Source organism: Streptomyces sp. NPDC005496 (assembly GCF_042872045.1).
In the GTDB taxonomy this organism is placed as follows: Bacteria; Actinomycetota; Actinomycetes; order Streptomycetales; family Streptomycetaceae; genus Streptomyces.
The window spans coordinates 754,755-774,752 of sequence record NZ_JBIAJQ010000003.1 but is presented as its reverse complement, the minus strand read 5'-3'; the positions used below and the strand labels follow the sequence as shown (position 1 = coordinate 774,752).

Annotated in this window: 14 protein-coding genes; 11 read left to right on the top strand and 3 right to left on the bottom strand. The window is 73.8% G+C overall.

Annotated features, from left to right (window positions below; all coding sequences use genetic code 11):
• Nucleotides 1-27 precede the first annotated feature (27 nt).
• The 6 genes from ACFYQQ_RS12110 to sucD all read left to right on the top strand — a co-directional run bounded on the left by ACFYQQ_RS12110 (nt 28) and on the right by sucD (nt 9,925).
• Nucleotides 28-1,182 carry an AAA family ATPase gene (locus ACFYQQ_RS12110; RefSeq protein ID WP_355789237.1) on the top strand — a complete coding sequence of 385 codons (1,155 nt, stop codon included), beginning with the start codon at nt 28-30 and terminating at the stop codon, nt 1,180-1,182.
• Between the two features lie 164 nt (nt 1,183-1,346).
• Entirely contained in the window at nt 1,347-4,232 is a 2,886-nt protein-coding gene (locus tag ACFYQQ_RS12105; protein WP_388904413.1) for a DUF5682 family protein, read from the top strand.
• A complete protein-coding gene (locus ACFYQQ_RS12100; RefSeq protein WP_356170084.1) occupies nt 4,232-5,440 on the top strand; it encodes a VWA domain-containing protein in 1,209 nt (402 codons plus the stop codon). Before ACFYQQ_RS12105 ends, ACFYQQ_RS12100 begins: the two co-directional genes overlap by 1 nt.
• Nucleotides 5,441-5,592: 152 nt before the next feature.
• On the top strand, nt 5,593-6,966 hold the full coding sequence (locus ACFYQQ_RS12095) for a hypothetical protein (RefSeq protein ID WP_355791186.1): 1,374 nt from the start codon (nt 5,593-5,595) through the stop codon (nt 6,964-6,966).
• An 874-nt stretch (nt 6,967-7,840) separates the two neighbouring features.
• On the top strand, nt 7,841-9,019 hold the full coding sequence (sucC, locus tag ACFYQQ_RS12090; RefSeq protein WP_356170089.1) for an ADP-forming succinate--CoA ligase subunit beta: 1,179 nt from the start codon (nt 7,841-7,843) through the stop codon (nt 9,017-9,019).
• Between the two features lie 21 nt (nt 9,020-9,040).
• Nucleotides 9,041-9,925, top strand: a complete 885-nt coding sequence (sucD, locus tag ACFYQQ_RS12085) for a succinate--CoA ligase subunit alpha (RefSeq protein ID WP_355794457.1) — start codon at nt 9,041-9,043, stop codon at nt 9,923-9,925.
• Between the two features lie 128 nt (nt 9,926-10,053).
• On the opposite strand, the gene ACFYQQ_RS12080 is transcribed toward sucD, so the two are convergent.
• The gene (locus tag ACFYQQ_RS12080; protein ID WP_356170092.1) at nt 10,054-11,481 is read right to left on the bottom strand and encodes a sigma factor-like helix-turn-helix DNA-binding protein; all 1,428 of its coding nucleotides are present in this window, start codon (nt 11,479-11,481) and stop codon (nt 10,054-10,056) included.
• 105 nt (nt 11,482-11,586) lie between these two features.
• Here ACFYQQ_RS12080 and ACFYQQ_RS12075 point away from each other — a divergent pair, with 105 nt between their 5' ends.
• On the top strand, nt 11,587-13,941 hold the full coding sequence (locus ACFYQQ_RS12075; RefSeq protein ID WP_388904347.1) for a DUF6350 family protein: 2,355 nt from the start codon (nt 11,587-11,589) through the stop codon (nt 13,939-13,941).
• A 22-nt stretch (nt 13,942-13,963) separates the two neighbouring features.
• Here ACFYQQ_RS12075 and ACFYQQ_RS12070 read toward each other — a convergent pair whose 3' ends face one another.
• Nucleotides 13,964-14,839: a hypothetical protein gene (locus ACFYQQ_RS12070; protein WP_355781061.1), complete on the bottom strand. Its 876-nt coding sequence runs from the start codon at nt 14,837-14,839 to the stop codon at nt 13,964-13,966.
• A 464-nt stretch (nt 14,840-15,303) separates the two neighbouring features.
• On the opposite strand from ACFYQQ_RS12070, the gene purN reads away from it, so the two are divergent.
• Together purN and purH are read left to right on the top strand one after the other, a co-directional pair.
• Nucleotides 15,304-15,924, top strand: a complete 621-nt coding sequence (gene purN, locus ACFYQQ_RS12065; protein WP_355781064.1) for a phosphoribosylglycinamide formyltransferase — start codon at nt 15,304-15,306, stop codon at nt 15,922-15,924.
• Nucleotides 15,921-17,483 (top strand): bifunctional phosphoribosylaminoimidazolecarboxamide formyltransferase/IMP cyclohydrolase, encoded by a 1,563-nt coding sequence (purH, locus tag ACFYQQ_RS12060; protein ID WP_355781067.1) that lies wholly within the window; start codon nt 15,921-15,923, stop codon nt 17,481-17,483. Before purN ends, purH begins: the two co-directional genes overlap by 4 nt.
• A gap of 121 nt (nt 17,484-17,604) precedes the next feature.
• Here the strand turns inward: purH and ACFYQQ_RS12055 are convergent, their stop codons facing one another.
• Nucleotides 17,605-18,204 carry a hypothetical protein gene (locus tag ACFYQQ_RS12055; protein WP_355781069.1) on the bottom strand — a complete coding sequence of 200 codons (600 nt, stop codon included), beginning with the start codon at nt 18,202-18,204 and terminating at the stop codon, nt 17,605-17,607.
• Between the two features lie 268 nt (nt 18,205-18,472).
• Between ACFYQQ_RS12055 and ACFYQQ_RS12050 the strand changes: the two genes are divergently transcribed.
• Both ACFYQQ_RS12050 and ACFYQQ_RS12045 read left to right on the top strand, forming a co-directional pair.
• Nucleotides 18,473-19,327, top strand: a complete 855-nt coding sequence (locus ACFYQQ_RS12050) for a bifunctional methylenetetrahydrofolate dehydrogenase/methenyltetrahydrofolate cyclohydrolase (RefSeq protein ID WP_355781071.1) — start codon at nt 18,473-18,475, stop codon at nt 19,325-19,327.
• A 118-nt stretch (nt 19,328-19,445) separates the two neighbouring features.
• Nucleotides 19,446-19,913, top strand: coding sequence for a DUF3017 domain-containing protein (locus ACFYQQ_RS12045; protein ID WP_355781079.1), 468 nt, complete (start codon nt 19,446-19,448; stop codon nt 19,911-19,913).
• Nucleotides 19,914-19,998: the final 85 nt, after the last annotated feature.

The window sequence follows — 19,998 nt, the reverse complement described above, 5'->3', positions numbered from 1 at the left end:
CCGGCCGAGCTGGAGGGGGACCGAGCCATGTCCGTGTCCGTAGACCCGTCATCCGTCAATCCGTCCGCGGCGGAGCTCGCGGCACGGCCCGCGGAAGAGGCGGGCGAGGCACTGCGGCCGCACGCCGAGACCGCCTTCGCCGCCGAACTCGCCGCGCTGGCCGCGCAGGACGACCGGCCCCGGCCGGCCCGCTGGCGGATGTCGCCGTGGGCCGTCGCGACGTATCTGCTCGGCGGCACCCTGCCGGACGGCACGCTCATCACGCCCAAGTACGTGGGGCCGCGCCGCATCGTGGAGGTGGCCGTCACCACACTCGCCACCGACCGTGCCCTGCTCCTGCTCGGCGTGCCGGGCACCGCGAAGACGTGGGTGTCGGAGCATCTGGCCGCCGCCGTCAGCGGCGACTCGACCCTGCTCGTCCAGGGCACGGCGGGCACGCCCGAAGAGGCCATCCGCTACGGCTGGAACTACGCCCAGCTGCTCGCCCACGGCCCGAGCCGGGACGCGCTCGTACCGAGCCCCGTCATGCGCGCCATGGCCGAGGGGATGACCGCGCGGGTCGAGGAGCTGACCCGCATCCCCGCCGACGTCCAGGACACGCTGATCACGATCCTGTCCGAGAAGACGCTGCCCATACCGGAGTTGGGGCAGGAGGTGCAGGCGGTTCGCGGCTTCAACCTCATCGCCACGGCCAACGACCGGGACCGCGGGGTGAACGAGCTCTCCAGCGCGCTGCGCCGCCGGTTCAACACCGTCGTGCTGCCGCTGCCCGAGAGCGCCGAGGCCGAGGTCGACATCGTGTCGCGCCGCGTCGACCAGATCGGCCGATCCCTCGATCTGCCGGCCGCGCCCGAGGGCATCGACGAGATCCGCCGTGTCGTCACGGTCTTCCGTGAGCTGCGCGACGGCGTCACGGCCGACGGGCGCACGAAGCTGAAGTCCCCCAGCGGCACGCTGTCCACCGCCGAGGCGATCTCCGTCGTCACCAACGGCCTCGCCCTGGCAGCGCACTTCGGCGACGGTGTCCTGCGCGCGGGCGATGTCGCCGCCGGCATCCTCGGTGCCGTCGTGCGCGATCCGGCGGCCGACCGGGTCATCTGGCAGGAGTACCTGGAAGCGGTCGTGCGGGAGCGGGACGGCTGGAAGGACTTCTACCGGGCGTGCCGGGAGGTGAGCGCGTGAGCGGGTCGCCGGGGGAGGCCGAGCCGGAGGTGAGCGTCGCCGGGGAGCGCGACGGAGCGCCCGCGGGCCGGGGGGAGAGCGCGGAACCGGTGAGCTCCGATCGGGGCCTTGAGACGACCTCGGAGGGACTGGACGGGGGTCTGTCCCTCCGAGGCCGGGGACCGTTGCTGCTGGGGGTGCGGCATCACGGGCCCGGGTCGGCGCGAGCGGTGCGGGCCGTACTGGACGAGGCCCGGCCCCGGGTGGTCCTGATCGAGGGGCCGCCCGAGGCCGATCCCCTGATCCCGCTCGCCGCCGACCCCGCCATGCGGCCGCCCGTCGCGCTGCTCGCCCACGCGGTGGACGAACCCGGACGGTCCGCGTTCTGGCCGCTCGCCGAGTTCTCCCCGGAGTGGGTCGCCATCCGCTGGGCCGTGGAGCACGGCGTCCCGGCCCGCTTCATCGACCTGCCCGCGGCGCACACGCTGGCGTGGGGGAGGGAGGAGGCGGAACCGGCGGGGGAACCGGACGCGGTGGGGACCGGGGCCGGGGCGGAGCCGGACGTGGAGGCCGAGACTCCGGTCGGGGCGGGCTCCGGGAGCGGTCGCGGAGGCGGGGGCGAGGCGGGGACCGAGGCGGGGGCCGGGACCCCGAGGGACTCTGTGGCCGGGACAGAGGGGGATCCCGGGACCGGGGCCGAGGGGGACCCCAGGACCGGCACCGAGGGGGATCCCGGGGCCGGGGTTGAGGGGGAGTCCGCGGGTGAGCCCGAGGCCCAGGCCGAGGCGGGGGGCGATATCGGGAGCGGGGTCGGAGACAGGGACGAGGCACTGCGTATCGATCCGCTCGCCGTGCTGGCGGAGACCGCCGGCTACGACGACCCCGAGCGGTGGTGGGAGGACGTGATCGAGCACCGGAGCGGGGCGGGCGCCGATGTGTACGCGCCGTTCGCCGCGCTCGGCGAGGCGATGACGGCGTTGCGGGAGGAGTACGGGGTCGGCGGGCACGACCGGGACCTGGTGCGGGAGGCGCACATGCGGCTCCAGTTGCGCGCGGCGCAGCGGGAGTGCGGGGACGCGGTGGCCGTGGTGTGCGGGGCGTGGCACGTGCCCGCGCTGCGCGAGAAGCGCACCGTCGCCGCCGACCGCGCCCTGCTCAAGGGGCTGCCCAAGGTCAAGGCCGACATGACCTGGGTGCCGTGGACGCACCGCCGGCTGTCCCGGGCCAGCGGGTACGGCGCGGGCATCGACTCGCCCGGCTGGTACGGGCATCTCTTCAGCGCGCCGGACCGCCCAGTCGAGCGCTGGATGACGAAGGTGGCCGGGCTGCTGCGCGACGAGGACCGGATGGTGTCGTCCGCTCATGTCATCGAGGCGGTGCGGCTGGCGGACACGCTCGCCGCGATGCGCGGTCGTCCGCTGCCCGGGCTGACCGAGACGACCGACGCCGTGCGCGCCGTGATGTGCGAGGGCTCGGACGTGCCGCTCGCGCTCGTGCACGACCGGCTGATCGTCGGGGACGTCCTGGGAGAGGTGCCGGAGTCCGCGCCTGCGGTCCCCCTCCAGCGCGACCTGACCCGGCTTCAGCGCCGGCTGCGGATCAAGCCGGAACCGCTGGAGCGCGAGCTGGAGCTGGACCTGCGCAAGGAGACCGACGCGGGGCGCAGCCGCCTGCTGCACCGGCTGCGGCTCCTGGGCGTCGGCTGGGGCGAGCCCACCGCGTCGCGCGGCAGCACGGGCACCTTCCGGGAGACCTGGCGGCTGAGGTGGGAGCCGGAGCTGTCCGTGCGGGTCGCCGAGGCCGGGGTGTGGGGCACGACCGTCCTGTCCGCGGCGACGGCGAGAGCCGAGTCGGACGCGGTCGCCGCGAGTTCCCTGGCCGACGTCACGGCGCTCGCCGAGCGCTGCCTGCTGGCCGAACTGCCGGACGCGCTGCCGGTGGTGATGCGCGTGCTGGCCGACCGTGCCGCTCTCGACGCGGACGTCGGCCATCTGGCGCAGGCGCTGCCCGCCCTGGTCCGGTCACTGCGCTACGGCGACGTGCGCGGGACGGACACCCGTGCCCTGACCGAGGTGGCGGCGGGTCTCGCCGAGCGCGTGTTCGTCGGGTTGCCGCCCGCCTGTGCGGCACTCGACGCCGAGGCCGCCGAGGAGATGCGGCGCCATGTCGACGCGGTCCAGGGGGCCGTGGGTCTGCTGGCCGAGGCTCAGGCCGGCGCACGGCGGGAGGCGGAGCCCGGGGAGACGCGGGGGCGGGAGCGCATCCGGGACCGCTGGCACCAGGTGCTTGGCGTGCTGTCGGGACGGGACACCGTGCCGGGGGTGATCCGGGGGCGTGCGGTGCGGCTGCTGCTGGACGGCGGGGAGTTGGGGCAGGAGGAGGCCGCGCGGCTCATGGGACTCGTGCTGTCGCCGGGGACGGCACCGGCCGACGCGGCTGCCTGGATCGAGGGTTTCGTCGGTGGCGGCTCGGGCGGCGGAATGCTCCTCGTGCACGACGAACGCCTGCTCGGGCTGGTGGACGCGTGGCTGACGGGGGTGCCGGCCGAGGCGTTCACCGACGTACTGCCGCTGCTGCGGCGCACGTTCTCGGCGTACGAGACGGGGGTGCGCAGGACGCTGGGGGAGCTGGTGCGACGGGGGCCAGGGGCGGGGGCACGTGTCTCCGCCACCGCCTCCGCCGTCCCCGGATTCGCGGCGGACCTCGACACCGGGCGGGCGGACGCTGTACTGCCGGTGCTGCGGCTGCTGTTGGGCTCCGGTGAGCCCGGTGAGCCCGGTGAGCCCGGTGAGCCCGGTGGGCCCGGTGGGCCCGGTTACTCCGAGGCGGGCGGCGGTGTCCCCGGGGCCGACAACCCGCACGGCTCCGAGGGCACGCGCACGGGCACCCGCCAGGGCGGCAGTACGAGCACCGGCGGCAGCGCGTACGCCGCCAAGAGCGCGCCCGCCGACGGCAGTACCGGCGCTGGCACCGGTGCGAGCGCCGGCGACCGTACGAGCGTCGGCGCCGGAGCCGACGCCGGTGTGAGCGTCAGCGACAACGGCAGCGACAACCTCAGGGGGGTGGCCTGATGGCCGCGGCATCGACGAACGGGGTCGAGTCGGAGGGGGCCGGGGACGCGGCGGCTGCCGGCACCGCCGCCGACGAGCGGTTGCGGCGCTGGCGGCTGGTCCTCGGGGGAGACGCGGCCGACGGGACCGGGCGCGCGCTCGCCGGTCAGGACGCGGCGATGGACGACGCGCTCGCCGCGCTGTACGGCAAGGGCGACAAGGCGCCGTCGGGACGCGAGCGGACCGCGGGGCTCGGGGCGTCGGCGCCGTCCGTCGCACGCTGGCTCGGGGACATCCGGACGTACTTCCCGTCCTCCGTCGTCCAGGTCATGCAGCGCGACGCCATAGACCGGATCGGACTGGCCACGCTGCTCCTCGAACCGGAGATGCTGGAGGCGGTCGAGGCCGACGTCCACCTCGTGGGCACGCTGCTCTCCCTGAACAAGGCCATGCCCGAGACGACGAAGGAGACGGCACGGGCCGTCGTACGCAAGGTCGTCGAGGACCTGGAGAAGCGGCTCGCCACCCGCACCCGGGCGACGCTCACCGGCGCCCTCGACCGCAGCGCCCGGATCAGCAGACCGCGCCATCACGACATCGACTGGAACCGCACCATCGCGGCCAACCTCAAGCACTACCTACCCGAGTACCGCACGATCGTGCCCGAGCGGCTGATCGGCTACGGGCGCGCCTCCCAGTCCGTGAAGAAGGAGGTCGTCCTGTGCATCGACCAGTCGGGGTCGATGGCGGCGTCCGTCGTGTACGCGTCCGTCTTCGGGGCGGTCCTCGCGTCCATGCGGTCCATCGCCACCCGGCTCGTCGTGTTCGACACGGCCGTCGCCGACCTCACCGATCAGCTCGACGACCCGGTGGACGTCCTGTTCGGCACCCAGCTGGGCGGCGGGACGGACATCAACAGGGCGCTGGCGTACTGCCAGTCGCAGATCACCCGCCCGGCGGACACGGTCGTCGTCCTGATCAGCGACCTGTACGAGGGCGGCATACGGAACGAGATGCTCAAGCGGGTCGCCGCGATGAAGGCGTCCGGGGTGCAGTTCGTGACGCTGCTCGCGCTGTCCGACGAAGGAGCGCCCGCCTACGACAGGGAGCACGCCGCCGCGCTCGCGGCGCTCGGAGCACCGGCGTTCGCGTGTACGCCCGACCTGTTTCCCGAGGTGATGGCGGCGGCGATCGAGAAGCGGCCGCTGCCGATACCGGACAACACGTGAGGAGGGTTGGATACCGGTCATGAGTACCCATCGGTAACAGGGGGCTTGCGCAACCTCCGCACTCCCGTGCGAGTATCGGCATCTTCTTCGAATTCGGTGGTGTGTGCGCCATGTTCTGCACCGCACCGCCGAATTCTGCCCAGTTCCGCCGCATGGGAGATCTTGCCGTCGTGGCCCTGCCGGTCGCACCGCCCTTCCCCGGTGCCGCTCTGCGCGTGATGCGCACGGCGGCCGGGCGGCGTGCGCTGCAACTGGGCCTGCTCGTCGGTGGTTTGTCCGCACTCGGGTTCATCGGCGGGGGACAGGCTCACGCGGCGGACGCGTCGTCTCCGGCGGCACCAACCGATGTGGTGCGGTCGGTGCAGGGTCCGTTCACGCTCACGTCCCCGCGTGACGGCGTCGAGTCGGTGGGCGACACGGTCGCGCGAGCGGTCGGGGGCGTGCTGGGGGAGCCGGTCCGGGCGCCCGGCACCCCGGCCCACCGCCCGGACCCGTCGACGGTCTCGGCAGCCCACGCCGCCGCCCCACTGACCTCGACCGCGCCCAGGCATCGAGACGCCGCGCCCACTGGCACCACCGCGCAGGTGACCGACCTCCCCGCCACTGCGATCGCCAGCCCCTCCGCCACCGCGACCGCCAGGGGCTCCGCCTCCATCACTGTCACGGTCGAGCGGCCGGAGTCCCGGACCACCCCCAGCACAACGCCGTCCGCCCAGACGGCGCCCGCCACGGACATGTCCTCGCCAGTCAGCGACGCTTCCCAGCCCGCGCCGGACGCCCTGCGGCCCGTCACCCATGTCCTCCAGCCGGTCACGGACGCCGTTCCACCGACCGGCGATGTCCTGCACCCCGTGACCGACGCTCTTCAGCCCGTCACCGGCGCCCTCCAGCCCGTCACCGGCGTTCTTCAGCCCGTCACCGGAGTCGTGGAGCCCGTCGGTGATCTCGTCGGGGATGTCGTCGGGACGGTTGTCGAGGGGCTGGGGGAGGTTTCGGCGCAGTTCCCGGCGTGGCCCGAGGAGCCGTCCGGCCCGTCGGTGCCCTCGGTGCCCGGATTCCCGGAGCTTCCCGGACTCCCGGGGCTCCCTGGGACGCCTGAGCTGCCCGCTCCGCCGGGCGCGGACCAGGTTCTCCCCGCCCCGGTACCCGCCCCCGTGTCCCCGCAGGAGCCGGCCACGGCAGAGCGGGGAGCCGACGACGTGAGCGCCGGTGCGGTGGTCGCGTACGGGCCGAGGGCCGGCACGGTGGTCGTGAGCGCCGTGGGAAGCGAAGGACAGGTGAGCGGGCGGTACGCGGGCGGCGTACGGACCGTGCCGCTGCCCTCGCACCAGGCGCCCGACGGCGACCCGGCCCATGTACTCAACAACGGTTCGGCGGCCGACGGCGGTGCCCCGCGTCACGCTGACGCGCACGCCGTCACGTCGGACCTGCGGGCCCCGCTGCGGCTGGTGCCCGGCGCCGCCGAGGCCGACATCGTGACCGGAACCCGGGACAGGCACCGGGACATCCCCGAGTTCCCCGGCTAGGACAGCCCTCCGTCCCACGCGGCGACCGTCGCGTGGGGAAGGAACCGGTCTGCGCTCGCGGGAGTCGGCGCGGGTCGGCCGACGGTTTCGTCCTCACTCCGGTGACGGTGACGGTGACACTTCCGGTGTCGGTGTCGGTGTCGTGTTCACGGCACGACCGCACCGGGTCACCCGGAGGACATCCGCCAGGCCCCCTGCGACACCTGCGGCTCACCAGCGGCCTCACCTGCGGAAACCGCCGTACCGGCGGCGACCGAGGCGACCGCGGCAGCCGCAGGAACAGCGGCCACGGCGGCGTCAGACGCCCCGTCCCGTGTGATCCCGCTCAGCCCAGTCGGCCCCTCCCCACCGTCCCGGTCCCTCGTGGGCCGGTCCGTCCCGAAGCACGGCGTCGACGAGCGGCGCGCGACCGGCGAACAAACGCCGGGGCGTGTCCGTCGTACGGCGTCCCACCGACCCCGCGGGGGCGAGAACCCGGACGGCCGAAAGCCGTCGGTCCGTCCACCGAGCCCCCCGCGGCCAGGCCCGCACGGTCCCCATTGGGGTGGGGACCGGGCGAGCCGGGCCTCTCGAAGCCGTCGAGAGGCCGGGACCTCCGAAGCCGTCGGAGGCCTTCCCAGGGGTCTCACCGGGCCAACCCCAGCCCGGTGAGACCCCGCCCCTGGCACAATCTGTGACAGGTATCACCGCTCAGGTGTGATCTGCGATTTAGGGACCCAAGGCGAGCGGCGATAACCTGCGGGACGGACATGCCGCGCGCTCGGACACCGTGTGCGCCACCCTTGTGACAGCGGACGTCACGTTGCCCTTCGCGGCACGCCCACGGAGATAGCAGACCGCAGAGCGGCGAGATCACTGATAGGGACGGACGCGCGTGGACCTGTTCGAGTACCAGGCGAGGGACCTCTTCGCCAAGCACGGTGTACCGGTGCTGGCCGGTGAAGTCATCGACACGCCTGAGGCAGCCCGCGAGGCGACCGAGCGTCTTGGCGGCAAGTCCGTCGTCAAGGCCCAGGTGAAGGTGGGAGGCCGTGGCAAGGCCGGTGGCGTGAAGCTGGCCGCCACCCCGGACGAGGCCGTCGCCCGGGCGACGGACATCCTCGGGATGGACATCAAGGGCCACACGGTCCACAAGGTGATGATCGCCGAGACGGCCCCCGAGATCCTCGAGGAGTACTACGTCTCGTACCTCCTCGACCGCACCAACCGCACCTTCCTGGCCATGGCCTCGGTGCAGGGCGGCATGGACATCGAGGAGGTCGCGGAGAAGACCCCCGAGGCCCTCGCGAAGGTCCCGGTCGACTCCAACGAGGGCGTCTCGATCGAGAAGGCCCGCGAGATCGTCGCCCAGGCGAAGTTCCCGGCCGAGGTCGCCGAGAAGGTCGCCGAGGTCCTCGTGACCCTCTGGAAGACCTTCGTCGCCGAGGACGCGCTCCTCGTCGAGGTGAACCCGCTGGCCAAGGTCGCCTCCGGCGACATCCTGGCCCTCGACGGCAAGGTGTCCCTGGACGCCAACGCCGAGTTCCGCCAGCCGGAGCACGAGGCGCTCGAGGACAAGGACGCGGCCGACCCGCTCGAGGCCGCGGCCAAGGCCAAGAACCTCAACTACGTGAAGCTCGACGGCGAGGTCGGCATCATCGGCAACGGCGCGGGTCTGGTCATGTCGACCCTCGACGTCGTCGCGTACGCCGGTGAGGCCCACGGCGGCGTGAAGCCCGCCAACTTCCTCGACATCGGCGGCGGCGCCTCCGCGCAGGTCATGGCCAACGGCCTGGAGATCATCCTCGGCGACCCGGACGTCAAGTCCGTGTTCGTCAACGTCTTCGGCGGCATCACCGCGTGCGACGAGGTCGCCAACGGCATCGTCCAGGCGCTGCAGCTGCTCGCCGACAAGGGCGAGGAAGTCACCAAGCCCCTGGTCGTCCGTCTCGACGGCAACAACGCGGAGCTGGGTCGCAAGATCCTGTCGGACGCCAACCACCCGCTGGTCCAGCGCGTGGACACCATGGACGGCGCGGCCGACAAGGCCGCCGAGCTCGCGGCCGCGAAGTAAGGGATAGAGGACCAGACCACCATGGCTATCTTCCTCAACAAGGACAGCAAGGTCATCGTCCAGGGCATGACCGGTGCCACGGGCATGAAGCACACCAAGCTCATGCTGGCCGATGGCACGAACATCGTCGGTGGCGTGAACCCGCGCAAGGCCGGCACCTCCGTCGACATCGACGGCACCGAGATCCCGGTCTTCGGCACGGTCGCCGAGGCGATGGAGAAGACCGGCGCCAACGTGTCCGTCCTCTTCGTGCCGCCGGCGTTCGCGAAGGCCGCCGTCGTCGAGGCGATCGACGCCGAGATCCCCCTCGCGGTCGTCATCACCGAGGGCATCGCGGTGCACGACTCCGCCGCCTTCTGGGCGTACGCGAAGGCCAAGGGCAACAAGACCCGCATCATCGGCCCGAACTGCCCCGGCCTCATCACGCCGGGCCAGTCCAACGCCGGCATCATCCCGGGCGACATCACGAAGCCGGGCCGCATCGGCCTGGTCTCGAAGTCCGGCACGCTGACGTACCAGATGATGTACGAGCTGCGTGACATCGGCTTCTCGTCCGCCGTCGGCATCGGTGGCGACCCGGTCATCGGTACGACGCACATCGACGCGCTCGCCGCGTTCGAGGCCGACCCCGACACCGACCTGATCGTGATGATCGGTGAGATCGGTGGCGACGCCGAGGAGCGCGCGGCCGACTTCATCAAGGCCAACGTCTCGAAGCCGGTCGTCGGTTACGTCGCGGGCTTCACCGCGCCCGAGGGCAAGACCATGGGCCACGCCGGCGCCATCGTCTCCGGCTCCTCCGGCACGGCCGCCGCGAAGAAGGAGGCCCTCGAGGCCGCCGGTGTCAAGGTCGGCAAGACGCCGACCGAGACGGCGAAGCTGGCGCGCGAGATCCTCGCCGGCTGAACTCCGGCCGTGTTCGGCTGAGTCCGGCATGAACACCGGGTGGGCCCGTACCCCTGTCGGGGTGCGGGCCCACCGGCATGTCCGGCCCACCGGACGGGCGGCCTCGGCGGTGTCCCGGTGTCCCGGGGTCACCTGCCCTGCGGGACGAGTCTTCCCGGGCCGTTCTCGGTCTCCGACCTGAGCTTGGTGCGCAGGTCCAACTCCTCCTGGGAGAGCGTGCCGGGGGCCGCGCGCGGCGGCACCCCCCGCACCGTCTCGCCCGGGGACAGCGGGGGCTCGTAGTGGTCGGGGGCGGTGGCCAGGGTCAGCGTCGTGGTGGTGACGAGGAGCGTGGTGACGGCGATGGCGGCGCGGGTCCAGCTGCGGGCACGGCGTTCGCTGCCGGTGCGCACCGCCACCGGTTTGGCCGCCCGCAGCCGTTCCGAGCCGGCCAGCGCCGCGAGGCGGCGGTGCAGTTCCTCGGGCGCCGAGAGCTCCGGCAGGTACGTGGCCATGGCCTCCCGCGCGTGCAGCAGCCGGTTGGCCGTCGCGGGGGTGCTCGCCTCCGTCTCGGCCGCGGTCTCGGGCAGGTCGAGGCCGACGCCGTCGTAGAGGAGCAGGGTGCGCCGGTAGACGGGCGGCAGTTTCAGGACGGCGGCGAGCAGCGCGCGGTCGGCCGGGTCGGCGGGTGGTGCCTCGGGATGCCGGTGGCGCAGCCGCAGCCGGTGCCAGGGGGAGAGCGCGTACTCGTACGCCGTCGCCCGCACCCATCCGGCCGGATCCCGGTCGACGGCCACCTCCGGCCAGCGCTGCCAGGCCACTTGGAAGGCCCGCTCCACGGACTCGCGCGCCAGCTCACGCCGCCCGGTGAGCAGATACGTCTGCCGTACGAGGGCGGGGGCGCAGAACTCGTAGAGGGCGTCGAACGCCTGAGTGGGCGTCAGAGGCCGTTGGCGGGACGGTAGTTCGGAGTCCCCGCCGGAATCGCCCTCGCCCTCCACCGGAACGCCGGCCGGATCGTCCGGGTCCCCCTCGCCGGTGTCCCCGTCGCTACCATCCCCACCGCCGGTGACCGGTCCGTCGGTGTCCTGGTCGTCACGGTCCCCGCCGTCAGCGTCGTCGTGGCCGTCGGTGCGGTCCTCGCCGTCACGGTCTCGGCCGTCAGGTTCGTCGCCGTCAGATCCCTTGCCCTCAGGGCCCCGCCCGTCCGCGCCCGCGTCCTGCCCGGCCGGCGAGGATGTGGGGCCGACCAACCCCGCACCGTCCGGGTCCGTCGACACGAGGGCGTCGCCGACTGTGCCGGCGGGCACGAGGACGAGCTGGGACCGCTGGACCCGCTCGCCAGTGTCGTCCGCCACGGACTCGGGCGCGCACCCCGCCTCCTGTTCGGCCAGCAGTTTCGCGTACGCCTCCCGCTTGCGGCCGCGCGGCGCCGAGCGCCCGCTCTCCCAGGCACGCACGGTCTCGCGGCTCACGCCCAGGCGGGCCGCGATCTGTGCCTGGGTCAGCCCGGCCGCCTCACGCAGGCGTCGGCGCCGCTTGGGGGACGGAAGAGGGGTGGCAGGACTCTGCGTCACCGGGCGCCCCTTCGTGCGAAAAAGTACATAAACGTATATTGAGCGACACATCCGGGGTTTGCCTGTTACGGGGATAAAGCGCGTGTCGTTGGCAGCATGGCGTGCGTGACCCATCTGACCGACCGCAGTTCGTCGTTGTCGTACCTGCGCCTCAGGTGGCGCGACCGATCCCCGGGCCTGGGCACGGGCGCGCTGGGCGGCGCCCTCGCGGCGGGGCTCGGCCTCGGCTCGCTCGCCGTGCTCGTCATGGTGCTGTGGATCAGCTCCCCGTATCCGGACAGCGGGCCGAGCGGCGCCCTGCACGTCGCCGCGGCCCTCTGGCTGCTGGCCCACGGTGTCGAACTCGTCCGCACCGAGACCCTCTCCGGCGTCCCCGCCCCCGTCGGCGTGACCCCGCTGCTGCTGGTCGCGCTGCCCGCCTGGCTGCTGTACCGGGCGGCGCGGGACGCGGTGGAGTCCGTGCAGGTCCCCCGTACGGCGTGGGCCGGTGTGGTCGTCGGCTATCTCGCCGTCGGCGGTCCGGTGGCGCTGTACGCGTCGGGCGGGGAGCCGCGTCCTTCCTGGATCTGGACCGTGCTGTGCCTGCCGGTGCTGGCTGCCTCCGCCGCCGGGGCCGGGGTGTGGGCGGCTAACGGCCCTCCGGAGGGGCACCTGCCCCCGGCCGTGCGCCGTGGGCTCGGCCGGCTTCCCTCCGGCGTACGCCGTCTCGTCCTCGCCGTCGTCGCGCCCGAGGAACGGGACAGGCTGGCGGCCGTGCTGCGGGCGGCCGGTGCGGGGGCGGCGGCCCTGGTCGGCGCCGGCGCGCTGCTCGTCGCGGTCTCCCTGCTGTGGCACGGGGGGCCGGCCCGCGCCTCCTTTGCACAGCTCACGGGGGTGTGGTCGGGGCGCTTCGCGGTCCTGCTGCTGTGTCTCGCCCTCGTGCCGAACGCGGCGGTGTGGGCGGCGGCGTACGGGCTCGGGCCCGGGTTCGCGCTGGGGGCGGGGCAGGTGGCGGCGCCGCTGTCCGACGCGGTGACAGGGCCTCCGCTGCCGCCGTTCCCGCTGCTGGCCGCGGTTCCGCAGGACGCGGGGACGCCGCTGGGCTGGCTGGCCGCGGTGGTTCCGCTGGCCGGCGGGGTGACCGTGGCGTGGTACGTGGCGAGATCCGCCTCCCGGGAGCGGGCGGCGGCCTGGCCCTGGCGGCGCACGATGGGTATCACCGCAGCCGCCGCCGCGGTGTGCGGGCTCGCGCTCGCGCTGCTCGCCGGAGCCGCGGGCGGACCGCTGGGCGTGGCCGCCCTGGCCCGGTTCGGTCCGGTCTGGTGGCAGGCCGGGGGCGCCGCCGCCGGGTGGACCGCCCTGGTCGGGATTCCGATGGCGCTGGTCCTGCGGGGCTGGTGGCTTCGGGAGCCGCGCGAGCAGGAGCAGCCGCCGGCCGCCGCCGAGCCGAAGCGGACGGTGCCGGTCCCGGCCCCGAAGCCGGGGCGCAAGTCGAGGCGGAAGCAGGCGTCGAAGGGCCCCTCGACGGGAGCCCCGACGCCGGGGAGCCCGGCGAAGCGTGAGCCGGTGGTGCCGCCCCCGGCGGTACGGGACCCGGGCGGCCCCGGTCGGGAACCGGCGTCCGGGGTGGGGGACGTGGGCAACCCCGGTCCGGAACCGGCGGCCGGCGCGGTACGGGACGCGGGCACAGGCGCCCAGGGAACGAAGGCGATGGCGGACCTGTACTCGGGTCCGGGCGAGGCCGGGACGCTGAAGGACGCGGCTTCGGGCGAGCCCGGCGTGGAGCCCACGGAGGCACTGACACCGGCACCGGCACCAGCACCGGAGCCGGGGTTGAGGTCGGAGTCGGCCTCGGCCTCGGCCTCAACCTCGGCCCCGGGCTCGGAAAAGTCGCCCGTACCCCCTGCTGTAACGCCGGAGCCGGCCCCGGTCACGCCCTCAAACGCGCACCCAACCTCGGCCGCGACCTCGGACGCGCACCCGACCTCCGCCGCAACCGCGACCTCAGACGCGCCCTCTCACCCGGCTCGCAACGAGGCGACCCCGAACCGCGATTCAGCCCGCGAAGCGGCGACCCCGACCCGCAACCCGGCCCCCGACCCGGCGACCCCGAACGCCACGCCCCCCGGGGACGCGACGCAGCACGACACGGCCGGTCCCGGGGAACCGGAGTCGACCGGTGGGGCGGCCTCACGGGGGCGCACTCCGAGGGCGGCCGAGCCGGCGGCCGGTTCCTGGTTCGGGCGGGGGAAGCGCCCGCGTCGCGGACGGGACGGCGCCCGCACTCCCGAGCGGGACACGGCGCGGCGGACGTCCCGGTCGGCATCCGTACCGGTGGACGACGATCCCGATCTGGCGCCGTACGACCTGCTGCCGTCCGACGCCCCGGGCTGGCACGACGACGCGTCCCGCGCCTCCCGCTGGGCGGCCCTGAAAAAGGCGGCGGCGCCCGCGGACCCGCCGTCGCGCCCCGGGTCCTGACCGGACCCGGGACCGCCGGGCGTCAGCCCGTGCCGAGGATTCCGCGCAGCTCCTTGGGGAGCAGGTCGTCGCAGGACTTCTTGGCCGTGGCGGTGAGGGCGTCGTTCGTGCAGGTGTAGTAGTCGCTGTAGACCAGCTGGGCGGTGAAGGTGGCGGCGACCATGGCGAGCGCCAGGGACGCGGTGACCAGGCCGCTCACCGCGGCGCTCGTCTGCGGCCGGGCGGGCTGCTCGGGAGCCTGGGTGCCCGGCTCCGGGGTGCGGGGCTTGGCGCGGACGGAGCTGACACCCCAGTACATGGCCAGCGCGCCGAGCAGCAGGGCCACGTACGGCCAGCTGAAGAGCGCGAAGAAGAAGGCCCACATGCCGGAGAGCAGGGAGTAGCGGGCGCGGCGCTGAGCCGGGTCCGCGGGGTCCCAGCGCATGCCGCTGCCGGAGCCGCCGGGTCCGCCCTCGCGGTTGTCGCCCTGGCCGCCGTTCTGGCCGCCCTGGCCGGGGGCGCCGGGGCGGTCGCCGAAGCCGCCGCCCTGCGCGGGCCCGGGCTGGCGGTCGCTCCACTGGCTGCCCCAGGGGGAGCGCCCGCTCTCGTCCTGGTCGCCCTCGGCGCCGCCCTGGTCGGCGGGCCGGCGGGGCTGCCACGGCCGGTCCGGGGTGCCCTCGGGCGGCGGTGCGAACGGGTTGTGGTCCCCGTCGGACCCCGAACCGGAGTCCGCACCCGAGGAGTCGCGTCCGCCGGAGGAGTCACGCTCGCCCGAGGAGTCGCGGCCGCCCGAGCCGTCGCGCCCGCCGGTGGACCCGGGCCCGGTGCTGGGGGCGTCCCCGTTCTCCTGCGGCGACATGGGCGAAGGGCGCCGCTCGCGCAGCAGGAGCGGAGGGAGTCGGAGACTGCGGTCCGGCATCAGGTGTGCGTCTTCCCCTAAGTGGTTCTGGCGGGCGGGGTGGCCGCGAGCTCTGCGCTCACGGCGTCCGCCCCGGGTGTTCGAGGCCGGGGCTCGCGCCCCGGCGGTCCGGGTCCGGGACTCTCGCCCCGGGGTGTGCGGTGCGGGACTCGCGTCCCGGGCACCCGTGCCCGCGACACTCGGCCGGGGCCCGGCCCCGACGTGACGTCCGGGACCCGCGCCCGGGCAGGCGTGCCCGTCCAGGTCAACGTCCCACGTGTGCGGGGCGTTCCCCGCGTCGGGCGGCGTTCCCGGGACGGAGCCTCACCGCACGCTACCTTCCGGCCCCGCCCCCGTCCCGTGGGGGCCGCCCGGTGTGCCGGTATCGTTGCTGCCGGTCGGCCGCTTCGTAGACTTCCCCGTATCCCGGGGCGCGAAGCATTCGTACGACCGTACAAAACGCTCCCCCGAGAAAGGGCCCCGCCGTGGCCAAGGCCAAGCGCCTCGTCGTGCTGGTCTCCGGATCAGGCACGAACCTCCAGGCACTGCTCGACGCCATCGCGGCCGAGGGCGCCGAGGCCTACGGAGCCGAGATCGTGGCCGTCGGCGCGGACCGGGACGGCATCGTCGGTCTGGAGCGCGCCCGGCAGGCCGGACTGCCCACCTTCGTGTGTCGGGTCAAGGACCACGGGACCCGCGAGGAGTGGGACGCGGCGCTCGCCGAGGCGACGGCCGGCTACGAGCCGGACCTGGTGGTCTCCGCCGGGTTCATGAAGATCGTCGGCAAGGAGTTCCTGGCCCGGTTCGGCGGACGGTTCGTGAACACGCACCCCGCACTGCTGCCCAGTTTCCCGGGAGCCCACGGCGTACGCGACGCGCTCGCGTACGGCGCGAAGGTCACCGGATGCACCGTCCACTTCGTCGACGACGGCGTCGACACCGGCCCGATCATCGCCCAGGGCGTGGTCGAGGTGCGGGACGAGGACGAGGAAGCCGCTCTGCACGAGCGCATCAAGGAAGTCGAGCGAAGGCTGCTCGTCGATGTCGTGGGGCGGCTCGCCCGCCACGGCTATCGCATTGAGGGACGAAAGGTAGTTATCCAGTGACCGCCGACAGCAACAAGCGGCCCCTTCGCCGGGCGCTCGTCAGCGTCTACGACAAGACCGGTCTGGAAGAGCTGGCCCGCGGGCTGCACGAGGCCGGGGTCGAGCTCGTCTCCACCGGCTCCACCGCATCGAGGATCGCCGCCGCGGGCGTCCCGGTCACCAAGGTCGAGGAGCTGACCGGCTTCCCCGAGTGCCTGGACGGCCGTGTGAAGACCCTGCACCCGAAGGTGCACGCGGGCATCCTCGCCGACCTGCGCCTTGAGGACCACCGCCGGCAGCTCGCCGAGCTGGGCGTGGAGCCGTTCGACCTCGTCGTCGTCAACCTCTACCCGTTCCGCGAGACCGTCGCCTCCGGCGCCTCGCCCGACGAGTGCGTCGAGCAGATCGACATCGGCGGCCCGTCCATGGTCCGCGCGGCCGCCAAGAACCACCCGTCGGTCGCCGTCGTCACGAGCCCCGCCCGGTACGGCGACGTCCTGGCCGCCGTGAAGGACGGCGGCTTCGACCTCGCCACCCGCAAGCGGCTCGCGGCCGAGGCGTTCCGGCACACCGCCGCGTACGACGTGGCCGTCGCCTCCTGGTTCGCGGACGGGTACGCCCCCGCGGACGACAGCGGCTTCCCCGAGTTCCTCGGCCACACCTACGAGCGCAAGAACACCCTGCGCTACGGCGAGAACCCGCACCAGGGCGCCGCGCTGTACGTCGACGGCACGGGCGGCCTCGCCGAGGCGGAGCAGCTGCACGGCAAGGAGATGTCGTACAACAACTTCACGGACACGGACGCCGCGCGCCGTGCCGCGTACGACCACGACGAGCCCTGCGTCGCGATCATCAAGCACGCCAACCCGTGCGGCATCGCGGTCGGCGCGGACGTCGCCGAGGCGCACCGCAAGGCGCACGCCTGCGACCCGCTGTCCGCGTTCGGCGGTGTGATCGCCGTCAACCGTCCGGTGTCGAAGGAGATGGCGGAGCAGGTCGCCGAGATCTTCACCGAGGTCATCGTGGCGCCCGGGTACGAGGAGGGCGCGCTGGAGGCGCTCACCAAGAAGAAGAACATCCGGGTGCTGCGGGCGGACCGCGGGCCGGCCAACCCGGTCGAGGTCAAGCCGATCGACGGCGGTGCGCTGCTCCAGGTCACCGACCGGCTCCAGGCCGACGGCGACGACCCGGCGAACTGGACCCTCGCGACCGGTGAGGCGCTGAGCGCGGACGAGCTCGCCGAGCTGGCCTTCGCCTGGAAGGCGTGCCGTGCGGTGAAGTCGAACGCGATCCTGCTCGCCAAGGACGGCGGCTCGGTCGGCGTCGGCATGGGCCAGGTCAACCGCGTGGACTCCGCGAAGCTGGCGGTCGAGCGGGCGGGCGCCGAGCGTGCCCGTGGCTCGTACGCGGCCTCGGACGCGTTCTTCCCGTTCCCCGACGGCCTGGAGATCCTCACCGCGGCCGGGGTCAAGGCGGTCGTGCAGCCCGGCGGTTCGGTCCGTGACGAGCAGGTCGTCGAGGCCGCCGAGAAGGCGGGCGTCACGATGTACTTCACCGGGACGCGGCACTTCTTCCACTGACCCGCGCGCGTCGGGCGGATCACGTACGACGGCGGCCTCCGCACTCCCCTTCGGGAGGGCCGGAGGCCGCCGTCGTGTGCGTGTGCCCCGTACCGTGGCCGGCCGCGGTGCCCGCCTGCCGTCAGTACCGCGGGCGGTTGAACCAGGCGGCGCCGTCCTCCTTGCCGACGAACACCGCGATGAGGATCGCCATCACGGTGTGCGCCAGGCCGATGACGATGAACGGGTAGATGCCGAGGATCGCGGTGAGGATGCCGAAGACCAGGATGGTGACGCGTACGCCGTTGCCGCCGCTGCCGACCTTCACGCCGAGCCAGATGGCGAGGATGCCCCAGGCCAGCACCGCGACGGTGACGCCCCACAGCACGCCGGCCGAGTAGTCGGCGAGCTGCTGGAACTGGACGTCGTCCTTGAGGGTCTCGTCGTTCTTCGCGGCGGAGACGGCCACCGCGGACAGCGCGATCAGGATGGCACCGAGGATCTGCAGACCGCCGATGACGAAGAGCATCACGCGCGCGGCCTTCACCCCGCCCGGGATCACGGCCGGGCCGCCGGGGTAGCCGCCCGGGTAGCCGCCGCCGTACGGCTGCTGGACCGGCGGGGCCTGCGGGTAGCCGTAGCCGGGCTGCTGCTGCGGCGCGCCGCCCTGGGGATAGCCGTAGCCGGGCTGCTGACCGCCCTGCGGGGGGCCGTAGGGGTTGTTCGGGTCGCCGAAGCTCATGGCGGGGTTCCTCCGATGCCTGATGCGGGGACTACGCGCGGCACGGTTCGGAGGAGAGTTCTACAGAGCGGTCCGTCCCCCCGGTACTGCCCGCGGCACTGTGCCGCTCATCGTTCTAAAACTTTCGCTCATTTGTCCAGCGGTCATCCATATGTGTTGTGCAAGTGCAACATCCATGATCTTGGCGGACCCGCGTGGTAGAGGGCCGCGCGGCGGCAAGGGGAGCCCGGATTGGAACCGGGGCCGGGTCATCCGCGAGGATGGGGTCATGACCGCCCAGATTCTCGATGGCAAGGCCACCGCAGCCGCGATCAAGTCCGATCTGACCGCCCGCGTGGCGGCCCTCAAGGAGAAGGGCGTCACGCCCGGCCTGGGGACCGTCCTGGTCGGCGACGACCCCGGCAGCCAGAAGTACGTCGCGGGCAAGCACCGCGACTGCGCACAGGTGGGCATCGCCTCCATCCAGCGCGAACTGCCCGCCACCGCCACGCAGGAGGAGATCGAGGCGGTCGTCCGCGAGCTGAACGAGGACCCGGCCTGCACCGGCTACATCGTCCAGCTCCCGCTGCCCAAGGGCATCGACGAGAACCGCATCCTGGAACTGATGGACCCGGACAAGGACGCGGACGGCCTGCACCCGATGAACCTCGGGCGGCTGGTGCTGAACGAGCCCGCCCCGCTGCCCTGCACCCCGAACGGCGTCCTGACCCTGCTCCGCCGCTACGGCGTGGAGATCAAGGGCGCTGAGGTCGTCGTGGTCGGCCGCGGCGTGACCATCGGACGCCCGATGCCGCTGCTGCTGACCCGCCGCTCCGAGAACGCCACGGTGACCCAGTGCCACACCGGCACCCGTGACCTCTCCGCCCACCTGAAGCGGGCCGACATCATCGTCGCCGCGGCCGGTTCCGCGCACCTGATCCGGCCCGAGGACGTGAAGCCCGGCGCCGCCGTGCTCGACGTCGGTGTCTCGCGCAGCGCCGAGGGCAAGATCGTGGGCGACGTCCACCCCGGCGTCGCCGAGGTGGCCGGCTGGATCTCCCCGAACCCGGGCGGCGTCGGTCCGATGACCCGCGCGCAGCTGCTCGTCAACGTGGTCGAGGCGGCGGAGCGCAGTGTCGGCTGACGGCAGGCCCGAGAACGCCGCGCCCGCCGAGGGCTCGGCCGCGGGTCCCGAGGCCACGACGGCCACGGACGGCACCGGCACGGCGGACGCGGGCACCGGGGACACGTCGGGCGCGAGCATCGACGAGGTGATCGGCACCAGCGCGGAGCCGACCGTCCGGGACGCCGTCAGCGCGCCGGACGCCCAGGGCAGGCCGCGCCGCACCACCCGGCGCTTCCCGCTGTTCACGCGGGACACCGCGCGGCCCGAGGGCGGCGGCCGGGCGGCACCCCGGGACGCTCCCGCGCCCGCCCGCCAGTGGCCGATCCTCGTCGTGCTGGCCGGCGTCGGTCTCGGTCTGCTGCTGACCGCGTTCGACGCGTTCCGCGCCGGCACCATCCTGATCGGCGTGGCCCTGCTGGCCGGTGGCGCGCTGCGCTGGGCGGTGCCCGACGTGGGCATGCTCGCCGTCCGCTCCCGCTTCACGGACATGGTCACGTACGGCGTGCTGGGCGTGGCCATCGTGCTGCTCGCGCTGATGGCGCAGCCGAATCCGCTGCTGGAGATCCCCTTCCTGGACGACACGCTGCACTTCACGATCCAGTGAGCGGCCGGTGGCCCGCACTTTCCCCCGGAGAGTGCGGGCCACCTGCGTCACCGCCGGTCCCGGAGGACGTCCGCGGACCCGGCGG

What these genes read in the sequence shown, in the direction of transcription:
- ACFYQQ_RS12110 (WP_355789237.1), top strand. Translation starts at nt 28, where the DNA reads ATGTCCGTGTCCGTAGACCCGTCATCCGTCAATCCGTCCGCGGCGGAG.
- ACFYQQ_RS12100 (WP_356170084.1), top strand. Translation starts at nt 4,232, where the DNA reads ATGGCCGCGGCATCGACGAACGGGGTCGAGTCGGAGGGGGCCGGGGAC.
- ACFYQQ_RS12095 (WP_355791186.1), top strand. Translation starts at nt 5,593, where the DNA reads ATGGGAGATCTTGCCGTCGTGGCCCTGCCGGTCGCACCGCCCTTCCCC.
- sucD (WP_355794457.1), top strand. Translation starts at nt 9,041, where the DNA reads ATGGCTATCTTCCTCAACAAGGACAGCAAGGTCATCGTCCAGGGCATG.
- ACFYQQ_RS12070 (WP_355781061.1), bottom strand. Translation starts at nt 14,839, where the DNA reads ATGCCGGACCGCAGTCTCCGACTCCCTCCGCTCCTGCTGCGCGAGCGG.
- ACFYQQ_RS12055 (WP_355781069.1), bottom strand. Translation starts at nt 18,204, where the DNA reads ATGAGCTTCGGCGACCCGAACAACCCCTACGGCCCCCCGCAGGGCGGT.
- ACFYQQ_RS12050 (WP_355781071.1), top strand. Translation starts at nt 18,473, where the DNA reads ATGACCGCCCAGATTCTCGATGGCAAGGCCACCGCAGCCGCGATCAAG.